This is a genomic window from Burkholderia sp. Bp9090 (assembly GCF_003857985.1).
In the GTDB taxonomy this organism is placed as follows: Bacteria; Pseudomonadota; Gammaproteobacteria; order Burkholderiales; family Burkholderiaceae; genus Burkholderia.
The window spans coordinates 157,904-175,775 of sequence record NZ_QTPV01000001.1; the positions used below are offsets into that span (position 1 = coordinate 157,904).

General features: G+C 70.0%; 15 protein-coding genes. 5 read left to right on the forward strand and 10 right to left on the reverse strand.

Annotated elements, in window-relative coordinates:
- Positions 1 to 15 precede the first annotated feature (15 nt).
- The 8 genes from DIE16_RS00685 to DIE16_RS00720 all read right to left on the reverse strand — a co-directional run bounded on the left by DIE16_RS00685 (position 16) and on the right by DIE16_RS00720 (position 8,163).
- Positions 16 to 882 carry an MOSC domain-containing protein gene (locus DIE16_RS00685; RefSeq protein WP_124485076.1) on the reverse strand — a complete coding sequence of 289 codons (867 nt, stop codon included), beginning with the start codon at positions 880 to 882 and terminating at the stop codon, positions 16 to 18.
- Between the two features lie 98 nt (positions 883 to 980).
- Positions 981 to 1,940, reverse strand: a complete 960-nt coding sequence (locus DIE16_RS00690; RefSeq protein WP_124891607.1) for an ABC transporter substrate-binding protein — start codon at positions 1,938 to 1,940, stop codon at positions 981 to 983.
- 37 nt (positions 1,941 to 1,977) lie between these two features.
- Positions 1,978 to 3,162 carry a cytochrome c gene (locus DIE16_RS00695; RefSeq protein WP_124891608.1) on the reverse strand — a complete coding sequence of 395 codons (1,185 nt, stop codon included), beginning with the start codon at positions 3,160 to 3,162 and terminating at the stop codon, positions 1,978 to 1,980.
- Between the two features lie 50 nt (positions 3,163 to 3,212).
- Positions 3,213 to 4,037, reverse strand: coding sequence for an ABC transporter ATP-binding protein (locus DIE16_RS00700; RefSeq protein WP_124484935.1), 825 nt, complete (start codon positions 4,035 to 4,037; stop codon positions 3,213 to 3,215).
- Complete coding sequence (locus DIE16_RS00705; RefSeq protein ID WP_124891609.1) at positions 4,031 to 5,137, reverse strand: ABC transporter permease; 1,107 nt, start codon at positions 5,135 to 5,137, stop codon at positions 4,031 to 4,033. The genes DIE16_RS00700 and DIE16_RS00705 overlap by 7 nt, the downstream gene beginning before the upstream one ends.
- A gap of 4 nt (positions 5,138 to 5,141) precedes the next feature.
- Positions 5,142 to 6,176: an ABC transporter substrate-binding protein gene (locus DIE16_RS00710; RefSeq protein WP_124519557.1), complete on the reverse strand. Its 1,035-nt coding sequence runs from the start codon at positions 6,174 to 6,176 to the stop codon at positions 5,142 to 5,144.
- 35 nt (positions 6,177 to 6,211) lie between these two features.
- On the reverse strand, positions 6,212 to 7,057 hold the full coding sequence (locus DIE16_RS00715) for a class II aldolase/adducin family protein (RefSeq protein ID WP_124484933.1): 846 nt from the start codon (positions 7,055 to 7,057) through the stop codon (positions 6,212 to 6,214).
- A gap of 20 nt (positions 7,058 to 7,077) precedes the next feature.
- Positions 7,078 to 8,163 carry an LLM class flavin-dependent oxidoreductase gene (locus DIE16_RS00720; RefSeq protein WP_044842988.1) on the reverse strand — a complete coding sequence of 362 codons (1,086 nt, stop codon included), beginning with the start codon at positions 8,161 to 8,163 and terminating at the stop codon, positions 7,078 to 7,080.
- A 451-nt stretch (positions 8,164 to 8,614) separates the two neighbouring features.
- Between DIE16_RS00720 and DIE16_RS00725 the strand changes: the two genes are divergently transcribed.
- The gene (locus DIE16_RS00725) at positions 8,615 to 9,952 is read left to right on the forward strand and encodes an acyl-CoA dehydrogenase family protein (protein ID WP_124891610.1); all 1,338 of its coding nucleotides are present in this window, start codon (positions 8,615 to 8,617) and stop codon (positions 9,950 to 9,952) included.
- Between the two features lie 91 nt (positions 9,953 to 10,043).
- Here the strand turns inward: DIE16_RS00725 and DIE16_RS00730 are convergent, their stop codons facing one another.
- The gene (locus DIE16_RS00730; RefSeq protein ID WP_124891611.1) at positions 10,044 to 10,967 is read right to left on the reverse strand and encodes a LysR family transcriptional regulator; all 924 of its coding nucleotides are present in this window, start codon (positions 10,965 to 10,967) and stop codon (positions 10,044 to 10,046) included.
- Between the two features lie 74 nt (positions 10,968 to 11,041).
- On the opposite strand from DIE16_RS00730, the gene DIE16_RS00735 reads away from it, so the two are divergent.
- Positions 11,042 to 11,608 carry a cysteine dioxygenase gene (locus DIE16_RS00735; protein ID WP_044842991.1) on the forward strand — a complete coding sequence of 189 codons (567 nt, stop codon included), beginning with the start codon at positions 11,042 to 11,044 and terminating at the stop codon, positions 11,606 to 11,608.
- A gap of 122 nt (positions 11,609 to 11,730) precedes the next feature.
- Entirely contained in the window at positions 11,731 to 13,356 is a 1,626-nt protein-coding gene (locus DIE16_RS00740) for a rhodanese-related sulfurtransferase (RefSeq protein WP_124891612.1), read from the forward strand.
- Positions 13,357 to 13,448: 92 nt separating this feature from the next.
- Here the strand turns inward: DIE16_RS00740 and DIE16_RS00745 are convergent, their stop codons facing one another.
- Positions 13,449 to 14,594, reverse strand: a complete 1,146-nt coding sequence (locus DIE16_RS00745; RefSeq protein ID WP_124891613.1) for a glycerophosphodiester phosphodiesterase — start codon at positions 14,592 to 14,594, stop codon at positions 13,449 to 13,451.
- A 426-nt stretch (positions 14,595 to 15,020) separates the two neighbouring features.
- On the opposite strand from DIE16_RS00745, the gene DIE16_RS00750 reads away from it, so the two are divergent.
- Together DIE16_RS00750 and DIE16_RS00760 are read left to right on the forward strand one after the other, a co-directional pair.
- Positions 15,021 to 16,085 (forward strand): phytoene/squalene synthase family protein, encoded by a 1,065-nt coding sequence (locus DIE16_RS00750; RefSeq protein ID WP_124484928.1) that lies wholly within the window; start codon positions 15,021 to 15,023, stop codon positions 16,083 to 16,085.
- A gap of 503 nt (positions 16,086 to 16,588) precedes the next feature.
- Complete coding sequence (locus DIE16_RS00760; protein ID WP_044842995.1) at positions 16,589 to 17,809, forward strand: porin; 1,221 nt, start codon at positions 16,589 to 16,591, stop codon at positions 17,807 to 17,809.
- Positions 17,810 to 17,872: the final 63 nt, after the last annotated feature.

The following is a 17,872-nucleotide window of genomic DNA, read 5'->3' on the forward strand; positions in this document are numbered from 1 at the left end:
GCCCCGCTCAGTCGCTCAATCGCCGAATCCGATCTCCGCCTCGAGCGATTGCCCGACCTCCAGCCAGGCTCCCGCGCCTTCGACGACGATCGCATTGATGCCGAAGGTCAGCGCGTCGTCGTAGTTCGGATTCGCGCGATACGTCTGCATCGTGTCGGTCGGCTCGTGCGGCCACGCCGGGTTCGGCGCGCCGGTCACCTGGTCGATCGTCGGCATCGGGCAACGCGTGCACAGCTTCACGAGGCGCAGCCGCACGGGTGTGTCGCCTTCGGCGTCGAGATGCTCGACGAAATCCTCTTCGTACGCATCGAGATCCGACACGACGATGTTCGGGCGGAAGCGGTTCATCGGAATCGCCGGCGCGCCTTTCGCGACGAGCTTCGCGTTCAGGTCGTCGAGCGACGACTGGCCGATCACGAGCAGCGGATAGCCGTCCGCGAACTGCGTGTGCGTGTCGATGTCGCCGGTCCATTTGCGGTTGCAGCCGCGGCGCGCATCCGCGCCGAAGCGCGCGAGCTTCAGCGGCGTGCCGAGGAATTCGGTGAGCCATGCGGCTGTCGCGGCGCCCGTGTCGATCGCGTCGACGGTGTCGCGCCAGACGGTCGCGGCCATCTTCGGCGTGGCCGGCGTCGCGTCGCCGTCGAGCGGCGTGCGGATCTCGGGCATGCCCGGCGCGTTCAGCACGAGCGCGTCGTGCTCGAGCGCGGTGCGGATCAGCGCGAGGCGCGGGTGCGTGCGCTGCGTGATCATCATCCCGTCCGGGGTGGTGATCAGCCAGTGGCGATCGTACGCGAGGCCCGTTTCGAGCAGTTGCGCGCGCGACAGCGCGATGCCGGCGCAGGATTTGATCGGGTAGACGAAGAGTTCGGAGATGGCTGGCATGACGCTGGCTGACACGGGCAGGATGGTCGAATCGCGATTGTGCCAGATCGTGCGAAAGCCGTTTGGGCGGTTGCCGGCCGCCGCACGGCCGCGACCGGTTACGCCAGCGGAAAGCCGAGGTCGAAGGTCGTGCGCACGTCGAGCGGCTGGCGCAGCAGCCCGGCCTTCAGGTAGAAGTCGGCAGTGCGCTGCTGCCCGGCGATCACCGTCGCGTCGATCGGCTGCCAGCGCGTGTTGCGGCGCTCGAACTGCAGCTTCGCGGCCGCCGGCGGGATGCCGATGATGCGCGCGAGTGCCGCGGAATACGCGTCGACGTGCCGGTACGACCAGACCTGCGCGCGCACCACCCGTTGCAGGAAGTCGTGCAGTACCTCTCGCTTCGACGCGATCGCCGCGTCGGTCGCCGCGATGTAGCTGAAGCCCGACCACAGGCCGCGGCCGTTGACGAGCACGCGCGCGCGGCCGCTCGTTTCCGCGAGGGCCGTATAGGGTTCCCACGTCGCCCACGCATCGATCGAACCGGTTGCGAGCGCAAGCATCGTGTCGGCCGGCGGCAAGAAGCGGAACGAGACGGCGTCGGACGGCAGGCCGGCCGCGTCGAGCGCCTTCAACGTGACGAAATGGCCGATCGAGCCGCGCGTGGTGCCGATGCGCTTGCCTTTCAGGTCTGCGGCGTCCTTCAGCGTCGCGTCGGGCCGCACGAGCACGGCGGTGCCGTACGGGTCGGACCGGTTCGCGCCGATCACCTTGATGCGGGCGCCCGAGGCGAGCGCGAAGATCACCGGCGCGTCGCCGATCGGCCCGCAGTCGACGGCCGCCGCGTTCAGCGCTTCGGCCAGGGGGGCGGCGGCCGGGAATTCGGTCCATGCGATGTCGTACGCGAGGCCGTTCAGTTCGCCGGCCGCTTCGAGCAGCGCGCGCAGGCCGCCTTTCTGGTCGCCGGCACGCAGCAGCGGCCGCGCGTCCGATTGCGCATGCAGCGTGGTCGGCGCGGCGGCGAGGGTGGCGGCGGCGAGGGCGCTCGCTTGCGCGAGGAAGTGGCGTCGGGTCGGATTCATCGTGAAGTTCGGTTCGTCGGGAAAACGGTTCAGGGATTCAATGCGGGAGCCCGGCCTGCACGTCGCGTACGGGTTCGGCGTCCACGCGCAGCAGCAGCGCGGTCAGCGGATCGACGTTCGCGGCGTCGGCCGGCGCTCGCGCCGCGGCATCCGAGCGGCACAGCAAGTCGTCGGCCGACCAGCCCGCGCTGCCCGGCAACGCGCGCGCCCGCAGCCAGCCGCGCCGGTCGGCAAGCAGTTGCGTGCCGCCGAACGCAGCGGGCGGCACGCCGGCAATCGTCGCGAACGCTTGCCATGCATCGGGCGTCGATGCGACGCAGTTCGCGCGCGTGCCGACCGGCGGTGGCGGCGTGGACGGATCGCCGGCGGTGACGAGCAGCGTCTGCCAGCGCGGGTCTTCCCGAGGCGGCGTGCCGCCCGGCGCGAGCGCGACGATGCGCACGCGCTGGCCTTCGCGCCAGCGCTCGAGCGGTTGCGGCGCGGCGCTGCCGCAGCGCACGCCGAGCGCCGGCAGCGGAACGGGCACGGGCCACGCCCCTTCCGCCTGCGCGCCGCTGCCGGCCGACAGCGCTTTCAGGTAATCGAGCACGGCCCAGGTGTCGGCCGGGCCGAGCGTCGCGGCAAAGCCCGGCATCGACGCCGCGCCGCGCGCGTCGCGCGTACCGTGCCGCATGCGCCAATACAGTTCGCCGTCGAGCCGGCGGGCAAGCAGTGCGCCCGCGAAGGTCGGCGGCCAATGCGCGAGGCTCGCCGCGAGCGGGCCTTCGCCGCGGCCGTCCGCGCCGTGACAGGCTGCGCAATGCTGCGCATACAGATGCGCGCCGCGCATCAGGTTCACGACGGAAAACGCGGCGGGACTGCGCTGGAAACTCGTGGGCACCGCCGGCGCGAGCCACAGCGACGCCGGCGGCCACGGCGCGAACCACGCGACGGCCAGCGCGGCGATTACCGCTGCCGCCCGCCACTTGCGCGACACGAGTGCGATGCAGCCGAGCGCCGCGGCGAGCGTGGTCATCGCGACGGCAAATGCAAGCTGTCGCGTGAGCCCCGCGTCGATGCGCAGCGTTTCGAGCGCGATGCGGTGTGCCCAGGGCCACGCGGCCTGTCCGTCGGCATCGCCGGTCAGGCCGATCGCATGCAGCACCCGGGCCAACGCGATCTGTGCGCGATACAGCAGTTGCAGGAACAGGAGCGCCCAGTCGGCGAACGGCGGCGCGTTCATCGGCGCGGCCCTTGCCGCGCACCGGCCATCCTGCGAACGGCACTGCGCATCTACCAGCTCGCATCGAGTCCGAGATGCCGCAGCGCTTCGTGACGCAGTTCGGCGAGACGCGGGTCGCCGCGATGGCGCGGATACGGCAGGTCGACACGCAGTTCCGCGACGATGCGTGCGGGCCGCGGCCCGAACACGATCACGCGCTGCGCGAGAAACAGCGCTTCCTCGACATCGTGCGTGACGAGCAGCGCGGAGAACCCGTCGCGTTGCCACAGCGCGGTCAACTCGGCCTGCATCGTCAGCCGCGTCAATGAATCGAGCTTGCCGAGCGGTTCGTCGAGGATCAGCAGGCGTGGATCGTTGACGAGCGCGCGGGCGAGCGCGACACGCTGCGCCATCCCGCCCGACAGCTGATGCGGAAACACGTTCGAGAATTCCTGCAACCCGACGCGCGCGAGCGCATCGTCGACGCGATGCTGCGACGTGCGGGCCACGCCGCGCGCCTCGAGGCCGAGCGCGACGTTCGCGCGCACGCGGCGCCACGGGTAGAGCGTCGGATCCTGGAACACGACGATGCGCGACGGATCGGGCCGCTCGATCGGCGTGCCGTCCTGCGCGATCGTGCCTTGCCGTGCGGCGTCGAGGCCCGCGACGAGCCGCAGCAGCGTCGATTTTCCGCAGCCGCTCGGGCCGAGCAGCGCGACGAATTCGCCGGCCGCGACCGACAGCGTGACGTCGTCGAGCACCGGCAGCGGGCCGCCGGGGCCGTCGAACGCATGGCTCACGCGGCGGATGTCGATGCGCGCGCCGCGCGGCGCCGTGGCGTCGAGCGCGGCGGGCGGCGTGGCAACGGACGATTCGAGAACGGCGGCGCTTACCATTTGACGGTTCCTTTCTGCCACGCGAGCACACGGTCGCGCACCGCGAACAGCAGCGCGATCAGCCCGGAAAACAGCAGCGCCATCACGATCAGCGCCGCATACATGTTCACGTACGATGCCCAGCCCTGCGCCCAGCTCAGGTACCAGCCGAGCCCCGACTTGACGCCCATCATCTCGGCGACGACCAGCACCGTGAACGACGCGCTGAGCCCCATGAAGATGCCGACGAACACGTGCGGCAGCGCGGCCGGAATCGCGACGCGCAACACGAGGAAGCGCGCGTTCGCGCCGAGCGTGCGCGCGACGTCGTAGTACTGCCGGTTTACGCTCGCGACGCCCGACCACGTCAGCACCGCGACCGGGAAGCCGGTCGACAGCGCGATCAGGAACGCGGCGGCCGAATAGCTCGTCGGGAAGAAGTAGAACGTGAGCGGCAGCAGCGCGGTGGCCGGCACGGGGCCGAGCACGCGCAGCACCGGATGCACCCAGTAGCCGATGCGGCGCGACCAGCCGATCGATACGCCGACCGCGAACCCGACCGCGACGCCGTACGCGAACCCGAGGGAAAGCAGCTTCAGCGTGTTGCCGGCGCTGCCGGCAAGGCGCGGCCAGTCGTCGGCGTAGACCTCGATCAGCGCCTGCGGCGGCGCGAAGAACGGCGTCGGCAGCCAGCCGGTCTTGGCCGTGACGATTTCCCACACGGCGAGCACGAGCGGCAGCGCGACGAGCCACGGGCCGGCCGGGCGCACGCGGGCGAGCCGCGCACGCGTGGCCGGCACGCGATGGCCGAGCGTCGCGGCGGCCAGCAGCAGCGCGCCGATCGCCCACGCGGCGATGCCGAACGTGTCGGTGTACGCCCAGTCGGTGAAACCGACGACGCGGTTCGGCCACACGTAGGTCACCGCGCCGAGCGCGGCCCACGCGAGCGCCGCGACGACGCCGGTCGGCCAGCTGCGTGCCCGGCGGGCTTCGGCCGCGAGCGTCGCGTCGCAGGCCGTGCACGCGGGACGGGACGTGGCAGTCGCGGGCGGCGCCGCGGTGGCGGCATTGGCTGAGTTGGATGCGGTGCGCGCGGCGGACGCGTGTTCGATCGTCGACATCGCGTCACCCCAGCACGTTCGCATAGACCTGCTGCGCGAAGCGCTGCGGGTCGGTGCTCTTCTTCAGCACGCTGATGCGGCGGAAGTCGTCCGCGTAGAACGCGATTTCCTGCTGCAGGTCGACGTTGGTCGGATGGTGCGAGTAGGTCAGCGTCGCGTACAGCTTGCGCAGGTCGTCGGGGTTGATCTTCGGTGAATACTTCGCGAATGCCTTCGCGGCTTCGTTCGGGTTGTCGTGCGTGTACTCGGTGGCCTGCACGATCGAGCGCGCGAGTGCGGCGGCCGCCGGCCGGTCGTTGCGCACGAGGTCGCCGCGCGCGCCGATCACGCAGCACACCTTGCGCGCGTATTCGCCGGACAGGTTCGTCGCGAGTTCGGTGTACGCGCCGTTGCTGCGCTTCTCGAGCAGATAGAGGTTCGGGTCGCCGTCGGCGATGGCCTGGATCTCGCCCTTGTCGACCGCGACGCCGAGCAGGTCGGCCGGATACTGCCGCCACGTGATGTCGCGTTCGGGATCGATGCCGTTCTTCGCGAGCAGGATCGAGAAGAAGTGCTTGCCGGGCGCCGCGAGATCGCTGACGCCGACCGTCTTGCCCTTCAGCGCCTGCAGGGTCGTCACGCCCGCGGTCTTCGACCCGAGCAGCCGCACGCAGCCGCCGTGCGAGCTGCCGATGATCTTCACGTCGAAGCCGGCTTCGAGCGGCTTCAGCCAGCGGTGGATCATCCCGACCGCGGCATCGGCCTTGCCGGTCGCGATCGATTCGAGCAGCTGGTCGGTCGATCCGCTGTAGTTGATCAGTTCGACCTTCAGCCCGTTCTTCTCGAAGAAGCCGTTCTCCTGCGCGACGACGATCGGCGTCAGGCAGAACGCGTTCTGGTTCCACGCGAACGTGAGCTTCTTCAGCGGCGGCGCGGACCAGGCCTTGCGGCCGAGCGTGATCGCCGGTGCGGCGAGCGCGGCGGCCCCGGCCGCGCGCAGCAGCCGGCGGCGCTTGTCGTCATGGGCGCCGGTCGGCGCGGGTGCGGTGGTTTTGGTCATGGTGTGGTCTCCGGTTCCGGTCGTGCGGCGGGCGCTCAGTCGAGCAGGTCGGGTTCGTCGGCGACGACGCGCGCGAACAGGCTGTCGAACGCGTGCAATGCGCCGTCGGGGCCGCCGATCTGGCCGTGCGTGTGTCGCGCGGTCGCATGATCGATCGGTTGCGGCGTGCCGGCCGCTTCGGCCAGCAGCTGCGTGTGCGCGGCGTTGTCGAGCGCGATGTACCACCACGCGGCGGCCTCGACCGTCGGGCCGGCCGTCAGGATGCCGTGGTTCTTCAGGATCACGCCCTTGTGCGTGGTGCCGTCGGGCTTCGCGAGCGCATCCGCGATCCGCGCGCCTTCGCTCGTATCGACGACCATCCCGGTGAAGTCGTCGAACAGCGCGTGGTCCTCGTAGAACACGCACGCGTCCTGCGTCAGCGGGTCGAGCGGGCGGCCGAGCGTCGACCACGCCTTGCCGTAGGTCGAATGCGTATGCGCGGCCGCGACGAGGTGCGGATGCGCGTCGTGAATCGCCGCGTGGATCGCGAACGCGGCCTTGTTCAGCGGCCGGTTGCCGATCGCGGTTTCGCCGCGCGAATTGACGAGCAGCAGGTCCGACACCTTGATCTGCGAGAAATGCACGCCGAGCGGATTCACCCAGAAGTGGTCGGGCAGTTCCGGGTCGCGCGCGGTGATGTGGCCGGCGAGGCCCGACGCGAAGCCGAAGCGCGCGAACAGGCGGAACGCGGCCGCCAGCCGCTCCTGCCGGTGGCGGCGCTCGGCGGCGACGTCGAAGCGCGGCGCGGGCGGATCGAACCAGAAATGCTGGCGCGGCGTGTCGGCGAGGACGAGGCCCGACGCGGTGCGCACGGGCGAGGACGAAGACAGGACGGCGGACATGGTCGGCATCTCCCCGTGCGTCAGGCCGCGCGGCGCGCCGCGTCGCGTGCCGCGACGGCGCTGCGCACGCGCGGAATCAGTTCGCGGCCGTAGTCGATCGCGTCTTCGAGCGGATCGAAGCCGCGAATCAGGAACGTCGTCACGCCGAGGTCGTAGTAGTCGAGCAGCGCGTCGGCGACCTGTTCGGGCGTGCCGACCAGCGCGGTCGAATTCGAGCGCGCGCCGGTGAGCTTCGCGATCTCGGTCCACAGCCGCTTGTCGACGCGCGCGCCGCGTTCGGCCGCGGCGAGCAGGCGCCGCGCGCCTTCGCTCTGCTGCGGGCCGCCGGTGGCGAGGCCGGCCGCTTCGCGCAGCCGGCGGGTTTCGTCGAGGATCCGGTGCGCGCGCGCCCACGCTTCGTCTTCGGTCGCCGCGAGGATCGGCCGGAACGACACGGAGAAGCGCACCTGCCGGCCGTGCTTCGCGGCTTCGGCACGCACGCGCGTCGTCAGGTCGCGCACCTGGTCGAGCGATTCGCCCCACAGCGCATAGACGTCCGCGTGCTTGCCGGCGACTTCCAGCGCCGCTTCCGAGGCGCCGCCGAAGTAGATCGGCACGTGCGGCTTCTGAAACGGCTTCACTTCCGAAAAACCCTGCGTGAAGCGGTAGTGCGCGCCGTCGTGATCGAACGGCTGCGTGTCGGTCCAGATGCGGCGCAGGATGCCGAGGTATTCGTCGGTGCGCGCGTAGCGTGCGTCGTGGTCGAGGAAATCGCCGTCGCGCTGCTGCTCGCTGTCCGAGCCGCCGGAGATGAAGTGCACGGCGAGCCGGCCGCGGCTGAACTGGTCGAGCGTCGCGATCTGCCGCGCGGCGAGCGTCGGCGCGGTGAAGCCGGGGCGATGCGCGAGCATGAAGTGGATGCGTTCGGTCGCCGCGGCGGCGAACGCGATCGTCAGCGTCGCCGACGGGCCGGTCGAGTGGTGCGGGACGAGGATTCGGTCGAAGCCGGCCGTTTCGTGGGCGCGGGCGAAGTCGCGCACGTAGTCGGGGTCGACGACGGGGCCGGCAGGCGGATGGATTTCCGACTGCTTCTGGCTCTGGATCATGCCGATGAATTCGACGCTCATCTGGGTCTCCGATGCAAGGACGGCCCGGCGCGGCCAGCGATGGCCGGCCGGGCGGGAATGGAGCGCAGATTACCGCCGGGATCATGCGGAACGGAAATAATCAATCCCGAATTGAATATCAGATTTGCATGGTTTGGGCGCGTGTGCGTTGCGCATACGCTATGGGCTCACGATCGGGCCGAACGGGGCGCCGGCTGCGTGTCGAGCGGGGCTTGCGCGCCGGATCCACACGACGGGAGCCGGATCGGCATCGGGTTCGGAAGCAGCGGCTCGGGTCGAAGGCAGAGGTGTGCGGCGGATGCGTGCGCGAGCGCCCCGGATCCACGCCACGCGCCCCCGGCGAATCCAGCGCCGATCGCCGCCGTCTCCACGAGCCACCGCCGCCATTCGCCGAGCGATCTTCGCCACGACGTTTTATCCCGTTACCCAGTCACCGAGGGAATCCGTACCGATGTCCGCCAGCCTTGCCGCTTCCTCGCCGCTATCGCCGCAGTCGTCCCAGTCGTCGCTGCGCCACCTGCCTGCCGACGATGCGCGCGTTACCGCGCTGCTCGCGCGTCTCGCGCCCGAACTCGCGGCTGACGCCGCCCGCAACGACGTCGACGGCCGTTTCCCGCACGAGAATTTCGCGCGGCTGCATCGCGCCGGGCTGATCGCGCAGGTCGTGCCGCGCGAGCACGGCGGCGCGGGCGCGACGCTCGCGCAGGCGAGCCGGATCGTGGCCGCGGTCGCGCGCGCCGATCCGGCGACCGCGCTGGTGCTGACGATGACCTATCTGCAGCATCGCGCGCTCGGCCGCGCGGACAACCGCTGGCCCGCGCGCCTGCGGCGTGCGGTGTTCGACAGCGCGGTTGCCGACGGCGCGCTGATCAACGCGCTGCGCGTCGAGCCGGCGCTCGGTTCGCCGTCGCGCGGCGGCCTGCCCGAAACGATCGCGCGTCGCGACGGCGACGGCTGGCGGCTGTCCGGCCACAAGCTGTACAGCACCGGCATTCCGGCGCTGCGCTGGCTGGCCGTGTGGGCCCGCACGGACGAACCCGAGCCGCGCGTCGGCGTGTTCCTCGTGCGGCGCGAGCGCGACACGGAAGTCGATGCGCGCATCCGCGTGATCGAAAGCTGGAATCACCTGGGCCTGCGCGCATCGGGCAGTCACGAGGTGGTGTTCGACGACGTGCGGCTGCCCGCGGATCATGCGGTGGACGTGCGTGCGCCCGATGCGTGGGCCGTGTCGGCCGCGAGTCATGCGGATGTCGATGCGCAGGCCGACCAGCAGGCCTGGATGGTCGCGCTGCTCGGCAGCCTCTACGACGCGGTCGCCCGCGCGTCGCGCGACTGGCTGCTCGATTTCGCGACGACGCGCGCGCCGAGCGGGCTCGGTGCGCCGCTCGCGACGCTGCCGCGCGTGCAGGAGGCCGTCGGCGAGATCGAAGGGTGGCTGCATGCGAACCGCGTGCTGCTCGACGAGCACATCGCGCGCACCGATGCGGGCGACCCGCCGACGGTGACGACGAGCGGCCTCGTCAAGCGGACCGTGACGGAACAGGCGATCCGCACGGTCGAGCATGCGTTGAAGCTGTCGGGCAATCACGGGCTGAGCCGCCACAATCCGCTCGAACGCCACTATCGCGACGTGCTGTGCAGCCGCGTGCATACGCCGCAGGACGATGCGATCGCGGTGGCCGCCGGACGGGCCGTGCTCGACGCGGCGGCGCGACGCGCCGCCGCGAACGCGGAAGCGGGCGGAACGTCACGCGACGCGCCGGCATCCGGTCGCGACAGCGATGCGTGAGCGGGGCGGCGGGATGGTGGGCGCAAAGGCCAACGCAAAGGCCAACGCAAACGCAAACGCAACGCCGCCGCGCAGGCGCCGTCGCGCGTGGTCAAGCGGCTTCGCCGTGCCCGGCCGCATCCGCCGGCAGCGCGAACGCGGTGCGCGCGTGCGCGGCCACGGCCAGGAGCGGCGCCTTGAAGCGCGCGGCGTCCTGCCGGTGCAGCAGCCACAGATCGATCTGCGGCTTGAAATCGGCGAGCGGGACGATGTCGACCGCGTCGCGCAGCGGGCTGCCTTCGACGAGCGGCAGCGGCATCAGCCCGATCCCGAAGCCGTTCGCGACGCTCTGCAATTGCAGGTCGCGGCCGTAGGCGTCGAGCGTGACCGGCATCGGCAGCCCCTGCGCGTCGAGCGCGCGGCGCAGCCCCGCACGAAAGCCGCAGCCGTCGGGATTGAGCACCCAGCCGCGCGCATGGCAGTCGGCGAGCCGGTAGCTGCGGCGCGGCCAGTCGCCCTTGCGGCCGACCGCGACGAGCCGCGTGGCCAGCAGCCGCTGGCCTTCGACCTGCGGCGGCAGCACCATCTCGCGGGCCAGAAACACCAGCGCGGCGTCGAGTTCGCGGTGCGCGACGCGTTCGACGAGCATGCCGCCCCACGCGGTCGTGACCTGCGTGGCGAGCGCCGGCCATTGCGCGGCGAGCTGCGCGATCAGGCCGGGCAGCATCAGCTCGCCGAGCCCTTGCGTGAGGCCGACACGGAATTCGCCGGCGGGCGGCCGCTGGCCGGCCGTCAGTTCGCGCAGCGCGTCGACTTCGCGCAGGATCGCGCGGCACTGCTCGAACACCTGCAGGCCGATGTCGGTCGGGCGCGGCGGCTTCGTGTTGCGGTCGAGCAGCGTGACGCCGAGCGCCTCCTCGAGGTTCTGCACGCGCCGCGTGATCGCGGGCTGCGTCATGCCGAGCTCGGCCGCGGCCTGGCTCAGCGTCTGGCCGCGAACGACCGCTGCAAAAGCATCGATATCGCTAATTTTCATGTTTGTTCTGCATGGTATTTCGGGTGCATCATGACGATCCATCATATTCGGCATCATATTCGAGGAGGCAGCCGATGAGTACGCTTTCGTTGCAGCAGACGCCGCTGCGTCCGTTCGTCGACGGGCTGGGCGCGCTGCTCGCGTCCGGCGCGAACGAGGCGCGCATCCTCGACGAGGGCGGCGCGCTGCTGGCCGCGCTCGTCGCGCACGACGACTGGCTGCCCGACGCGTTCGCGCAGCCCGATCCCGAGCGTTACCGCCAGTACCTGCTGCATCTCGATCCCGACGCGCGGTTTTCCGTCGTCAGCTTCGTGTGGGGGCCTGGCCAGACGACGCCGATCCACAACCACACGGTGTGGGGGCTGATCGGGATGCTGCGCGGCGGCGAGTTTTCGCAACCGTACCGGTTCGACGCGGCCGGCAGGCCGGTGCCGGCGGGCGACGCGGTACGGCTGCAGCCGGGCGACGTCGAGGCCGTGTCGCCGCGCATCGGCGACGTCCATCGAGTGACCAACGCGTTCGACGACCAGGTGTCGATCAGCATCCACGTGTACGGCGCGAACATCGGCCAGGTCGAACGTGCGGTGTTCCTGGACGACGGCACCGTGAAGCCGTTCGTGTCCGGCTATTCGAACGCGTGACCGGACGCGTGACGCCGCAAGTCGCGGGCGCCCCGTTGCGAGGGCGCGCCCGCGGGCATCGAGCTGCATCCGTTTTCCGTGTGCTTTCTTCACCGACTCCAACAGAATCCGACAGAGACATCGTGACGCAATCCGTTGATTCCACTTCCCGTTTCCCCGTCGCGTCGTACCAGGACGTACGCGCGCGCCTGCTGGCCCGCGACGAAATCGCGCTGATCGACGTGCGCGAGGAAGATCCCTACGCGCAGGGCCACCCGCTGTGGGCCGCCAACTTTCCGCTGTCGAAGCTCGAACTCGACGCATGGACGCGCATTCCGCGCCGCGACACGCCGATCGTCGTGTTCGGCGAAGCCGGCGGCGAGGATCTCGCGCCGCGCGCGGCCGAGAAACTCGCGCAGCTCGGCTATACCGACGTGCGGCTGCTCGACGGCGGCCTCGCGGGCTGGCTCGCCGCGGGCGGCGAACTGTTCATCGACGTGAACGTGCCGAGCAAGTCGTTCGGCGAATGGGTCGAGGCCGAGCGCCATACGCCGTCGCTGTCCGCGCAGGAGGTGCAGGCGCTGATCGATGAAAGAGCCGACGTCGTGATCGTCGACGCGCGCCGCTTCGACGAATACCAGACGATGAACATCCCGACGTCGACGAGCGTGCCGGGCGCGGAACTCGTGCTGCGCGTGCGCGCGCTCGCGCCGAATCCGGCAACGCAGGTGGTGGTGAACTGCGCGGGCCGCACGCGCAGCATCATCGGCACGCAGTCGCTCGTCAACGCGGGGTTGCCGAACCCGGTCGCGGCACTGCGCAACGGCACGATCGGCTGGACGCTCGCCGGCCAGACGCTCGAGCACGGCGCCGCGCGACGCTTTCCGGACGAGATCGCACCCGCGCAGCGTGAGGAAGCACGCCGCGCCGCGCGCGCGGTGGCCGAGCGCGCGGGCGTGCCGCGCATCGCGCTCGCGGAGCTCGCCGCGCTCGACGAACCGGGCCGCACGCTGTACCGCTTCGACGTGCGCACGCCGGAGGAATACGAGGCCGGCCATCTGCCGGGCTTCCTGGGCACGCCGGGCGGCCAGCTCGTGCAGGAGACCGACCATCACGCGGCGGTGCGCGGCGCGCGGATCGTGCTCGCCGACGACGACGGCGTGCGCGCGGACATGACCGCGTCATGGCTCGCGCAGATGGGCTGGGACGTGCGGGTGCTCGAGCCGGCCGGCACGGCGGCGTTCACCGAGCGCGGCCAGCCGCCGCGCGACGTGCCCGCGACGCCGCAGGTGAGCGAGGTGTCGCCCGCGACGCTCGCGGGCTGGCTGAAGGAGGCGGCCGCGGGCGAGCTCGCGATCGTCGACGTGACGGCCAGCGCGAACTACGTGAAGCGCCATATCCCCGGCGCGTGGTTCGTCGTGCGCGCGCAGTTGCGCGACGCGCTCACCGCGATTCCGCCGGCGCGGCGCTATGTGTTCACGTGCGGATCGAGCCTGCTCGCGCGGTTCGCGGCGGACGACGCGCGCGCCTTGCTGCCGGCTTCCGCGGCGATCTCGGTGCTGACCGGCGGCACGGCCGCATGGATCGACGCGGGGTTGCCGCTCGAGCACGGCGAGACACGCCTCGCGTCGCCGCGCGTCGATCGCTACCGGCGCCCGTACGAAGGCACCGACAACGCGGCCGCCGCGATGCAGGCGTATCTCGACTGGGAATACGGGCTGGTCGACCAGCTGAAGCGGGACGGCACGCACCACTTCCGCGTGATCTGACCACGGCGCGGCAACCGGCGTGCGGTACGCGATGCGCCGCGCCCGGTTGCCGCATGTTCAGCGGCTCATCGTATGCGGCACGTTCAGCGCGCTCAGCGCTTGAACGTATCGACGGCCGTGCGGCCGACGGCCGGATCGTCGGTGAAGAAGCCGTCGATGCCCGCGCGCAGGTAGGCCTGGATCTCGCGCACCGAGCCCGCGGTGTTGCGCGTGGCCGGTGTACCGCCGTCCTTCAGCGACGCGGGCAGGAAGTTGTTCTCCGGACGGAACGTATACGGATGCACGACGAGGCCGGCTGCGTGCGCGTCACGCACGTACGACGTCGGCTGCTGCAGCGTGCCGTCCGCGGCCACCGCGATGATCGACGTCTTGTACGGGCCGACGCCGTTCGCATAGGACGCGATCTCGCGCATCCCGTCGCGCGTCGACAGGTCGCCGTAAGTGCGCTTGTCGTTCGCCTTCACGAAGTCGTACGGACGCTGGCCGGCTTCGTCCATCAACTGCACGAGCTTCCAGTTCGGCTGGCTCGACTTGATCCGGTTGCGGATCGCCTTCAGGTTCGCGACCTCGAACGACTGGATGTAGACGGTCGCCGTGCGCGCCGTGTACGGATCCTTCAGCAGTGCGTCGACGAGACGGTCCTCGAGCGGCAGGCCGATCGACTGGAAGTAGGTCGGGTGCTTGGTTTCCGGATACAGGTGGATCGTGCGGCCGGTCTGCGCGGACATCTGTTTCGCGAGCGCGACGATCTCGTCGAAGGTCGGAATCTCGAACTGGTCGTTGTACGCGGTGTTCGCCGGGCGCACCTGCGGAATGCGCTCGCGGGCACGCAGCGTCTTGAGCTCGGCGAGCGTGAAGTCCTCGGTGAACCAGCCGGTCAGCTGCGTGCCGTCGATCGTCCTGGTCGCCTTGCGGCTCGCGAACTGCGGCAGCGTCGACACGTTCGTCGTGCCGGAGATCTCGTTCTCGTGGCGCGCGACGAGCACGCCGTCGCGGGTCGCGACGAGGTCGGGCTCGATCACGTCCGCGCCGTCCTCGATCGCCTTGCGGTACGACGCAAGCGTGTGCTCGGGGCGCAGCGCGCTCGCGCCGCGATGGCCGACCACCTGGACCTTCGCGGAGATCGGCCGGGCGGAATCGGACGCCGAGACGTCGTCGCCGCCGCAGGCGGCAAGCAGGACGGCGGCGGCACAGGCGAACGGGATGCAGCGCAGGGCGGTCGGGCGCGGGAAGAGCATGTCGATGAACCTTCGGAACGGAAGTCGGTGAAAGGGCAAGCGGTCCGGCGATGCGGGGCCGCGTGAGCGAACGGGACGCGATCGTCGCACCGGATCATTACATATGTATTACTTGCGCCTTTCTGTTTTGTTGTCGCGTCAGGCGCGAGAATTGCGGGAACACGTCGCGGTCGAGACGGTGCGATCCGCCCGTCGCCGCCAGCCGGCGCCGCGATCGTCGCGCCGACGCGGTTCGGCGGTCACGCGCCCACTTCGTCGGACGGATCGCGAGCGTGGTCGCCGGATGCACTAAACTTGCGGGACTTTTGCATCGCCGCGCCGGGCCGACACCCGCCCGCGCACGGCGATGCGGCGACTCGCGGGCCGGCGCGGGCGCCCGGCGCCCGCGTGCGTCCGGGGCCCGCGCCGGCCGATTTTTACCGACCCATGACGACGCATACCGATCCCGCCTACCTGCTCGGCGACCTGCTGAAGAACGTTTCCCGCTCCTTCTACCTGACGCTGCGCGTGCTGCCCGACGGCATGCGCGACCCGGTCGGCCTGGCCTACCTGCTCGCGCGCGCGGCCGACACGATCGCCGACACGGCGCTGGTCGCGCCCGATCGCCGCGCGGCGCTGCTGACCGACCTGCGGAACGAAGTCGAGCGGCTCGGCGACGGCGCGGCGCTGTCGCGTTCGCTCGAGGACGTGACGCGGATGCAGACGGATTCGCACGAACACGTGCTGCTCGGCTCGATGCAGCCGATGCTCGCGCTGCTGCGCGCGCAGCCGGATGCGGACTGCGCATCGATCCGCAAGGTCGTCGCGACGCTGACGTCGGGGATGGAATTCGACCTGCGCACGTTCCCCGACGAACAGTCGGGCCGCGTCGCGTCGCTGCCGAACCGTGCCGAGCTCGATCGCTACACGTACCTGGTCGCCGGCTGCGTCGGCGAATTCTGGACCGACATGACCGGCGCGCACACGCGCGCCGCGCGCGGCTGGGACGTGCCGGACATGCGCGAGAAGGGCATCCGTTTCGGCAAGGCGCTGCAGATGACCAACATCCTGCGCGACTGCGCGAAGGATCTGCGGATCGGCCGCTGCTATCTGCCGGAGGACGTGCTGGCCGCATACGGCGTCGGCGTCGCCGACCTGATGACACCCGATGCGTCGGCGCGCGCGCGCGGCGTGCTGGTCGACCTGCTGCGCGTGACGCTCGACCAGTATCGCGACGCGTGCCGCTACACGCTCGCGATTCCGCGCCGCTTCGTGCGGCTGCGACTCGCGTGCCTGTGGCCGATCATGATCGGCCTCGAAACGCTCGAACTGCTGGCCGGCCACGATGCGTGGCTCGATCCGGCGACGCCGGCGAAGGTGCCGCGCAAGCGGATCTACCGGATCATGGCGTCGTCGCTCGCGCTCGTCGGTTCGAACGCCGCGATCCGTGCGCGGATCACCGCGCTCGTCGACGCGGTGAACGCGCGGATCGCGCAGCCGTCCGCGCGCTGAATCGCGCTGAACGATGCCGGCGCGTGGCGCGACCTGCATCGGCATCGCCCCTCGGCCCGCGTTCGCCGGGCCGCTCACGTCTCCCGTCCGATTGTCCGCGCGCGGACTGAAACGTTTTCACGATTTCGCTTCCCGAAACGTGGGTGTCATGAATGTCAGCGATCCTGCGCGGCGGCGTGAATCGCGGCGTCAGCCGCGCTCGCGCATTCGTAGGAAGGTTGTTGCCGAGGGCGTCTGACGACATTGGACGGTCGCGATGCACCAGTAAAAATGTAAAGCTAGGGTTTTCACCGGGAAATGTCGGAAAGGCCCGCTGCGTAAGCGTTTTCAGGTGTTATGTAACCGTTTGGTGAACCCCCGCGTTGCGTCGATCATACGATGACCGACCGCACATGTTGGGAAACGATTGGTAATCCGTCAGAATCGCACCGGCATGTACTCGCACATGTGTCAGTCATAAAACCACACCAGAAAAGAAATCATTCTTTGAGGACGGAGAATCAATGAAAAAGCGCGTCGCTTTCGCCATGACGGCAGCGGGTCTCGCAGCCGCTACCGCAGCCCACGCCCAGAGCAGCGTGACCCTGTACGGTATCGTCGATAACGCTATCGCCTGGCAGAACAACTCGTCGGCCACCAGCGCGGTTTCGGGCGGTCACTCGAAGGTGCAGATGGCCACCGGCATTTGGGCAGGCAGCCGCTTCGGCCTGAAGGGCAGCGAAGACCTCGGCGGCGGCACGAAGGCGATTTTCCAGTTGGAAGCCGGCTTCAACGCGAACAACGGCTCGTCGCAATGGACGAACGGCATCTTCACGCGTCAGGCGTGGGTTGGTCTGACCAACGCGACGTACGGTACGCTGACGGCCGGCCGCCAGTACACCGCGTACTACACGCTGCTGTCGCCGTATAGCCCGACGACCTGGCTGACCGGTTACTACGGCGCGCACCCGGGCGATATCGACTCGCTCGACACCAGCTACCGCGCGAACAACTCGCTCGTCTACATGTCGCCGAAGTTCTACGGCTTCACGGTCGGCGGTTCGTACTCGCTCGGCGGCGTGGCAGGCAGCTTCAACCGCGGCTCGACCTGGAGCGCGGCGGTCCAGTACCTGAACGGCCCGGCAGGCATCGCGGTTGGCTATCAGCGCATCAACAACGCGACGCTCGGCGGCGGCGTGTGGGGCGCGAACTCGACCGCGCAAAACGGTCTGGATTCGAGCGGCAACGGTGCGGAGCAGGCCGTGTCGTCGATCAACGGCGGCTACAAGACGGCACAGTCGCAGCAACGTGTCGCCGTGACGGCCGGTTACCAGTTCACGCCGGCGTGGGACATCTCGGTGTCGTACTCGAACGTCCAGTACATCCCGGGCAACCTGTCGGCATTCCACAATACGGCGATCTTCAACACGGCGGGCGCAGTGCTGCACTGGAAGGCAGCGCCGCAGTGGGACTTCGCGGCAGGCTACTCGTACACGCGTGCGACCCAGTCGAACGGCATCTCGAGCTCGGCCAAGTACCATCAGGTCACGCTGTCGCAGTACTACAGCCTGTCGAAGCGCACGGGCCTGTACGCGGTTGAAGCGTATCAGCACGCTACCGGCAACACGATCAGCGGCCTGACCGGCGGCATCGTCAATGCAACGACGTCGATCGGCGACGGCGTGGGCGCAGGTTCGAAGCAGAACCAGATCGCGGCCGGCGTCGGCCTGATCCACCGCTTCTGATGCCGCGCGGCGCGCGAGCGCCGCTTACGGCTTGCGGTACGAAAACCGGCCTTCGGGCCGGTT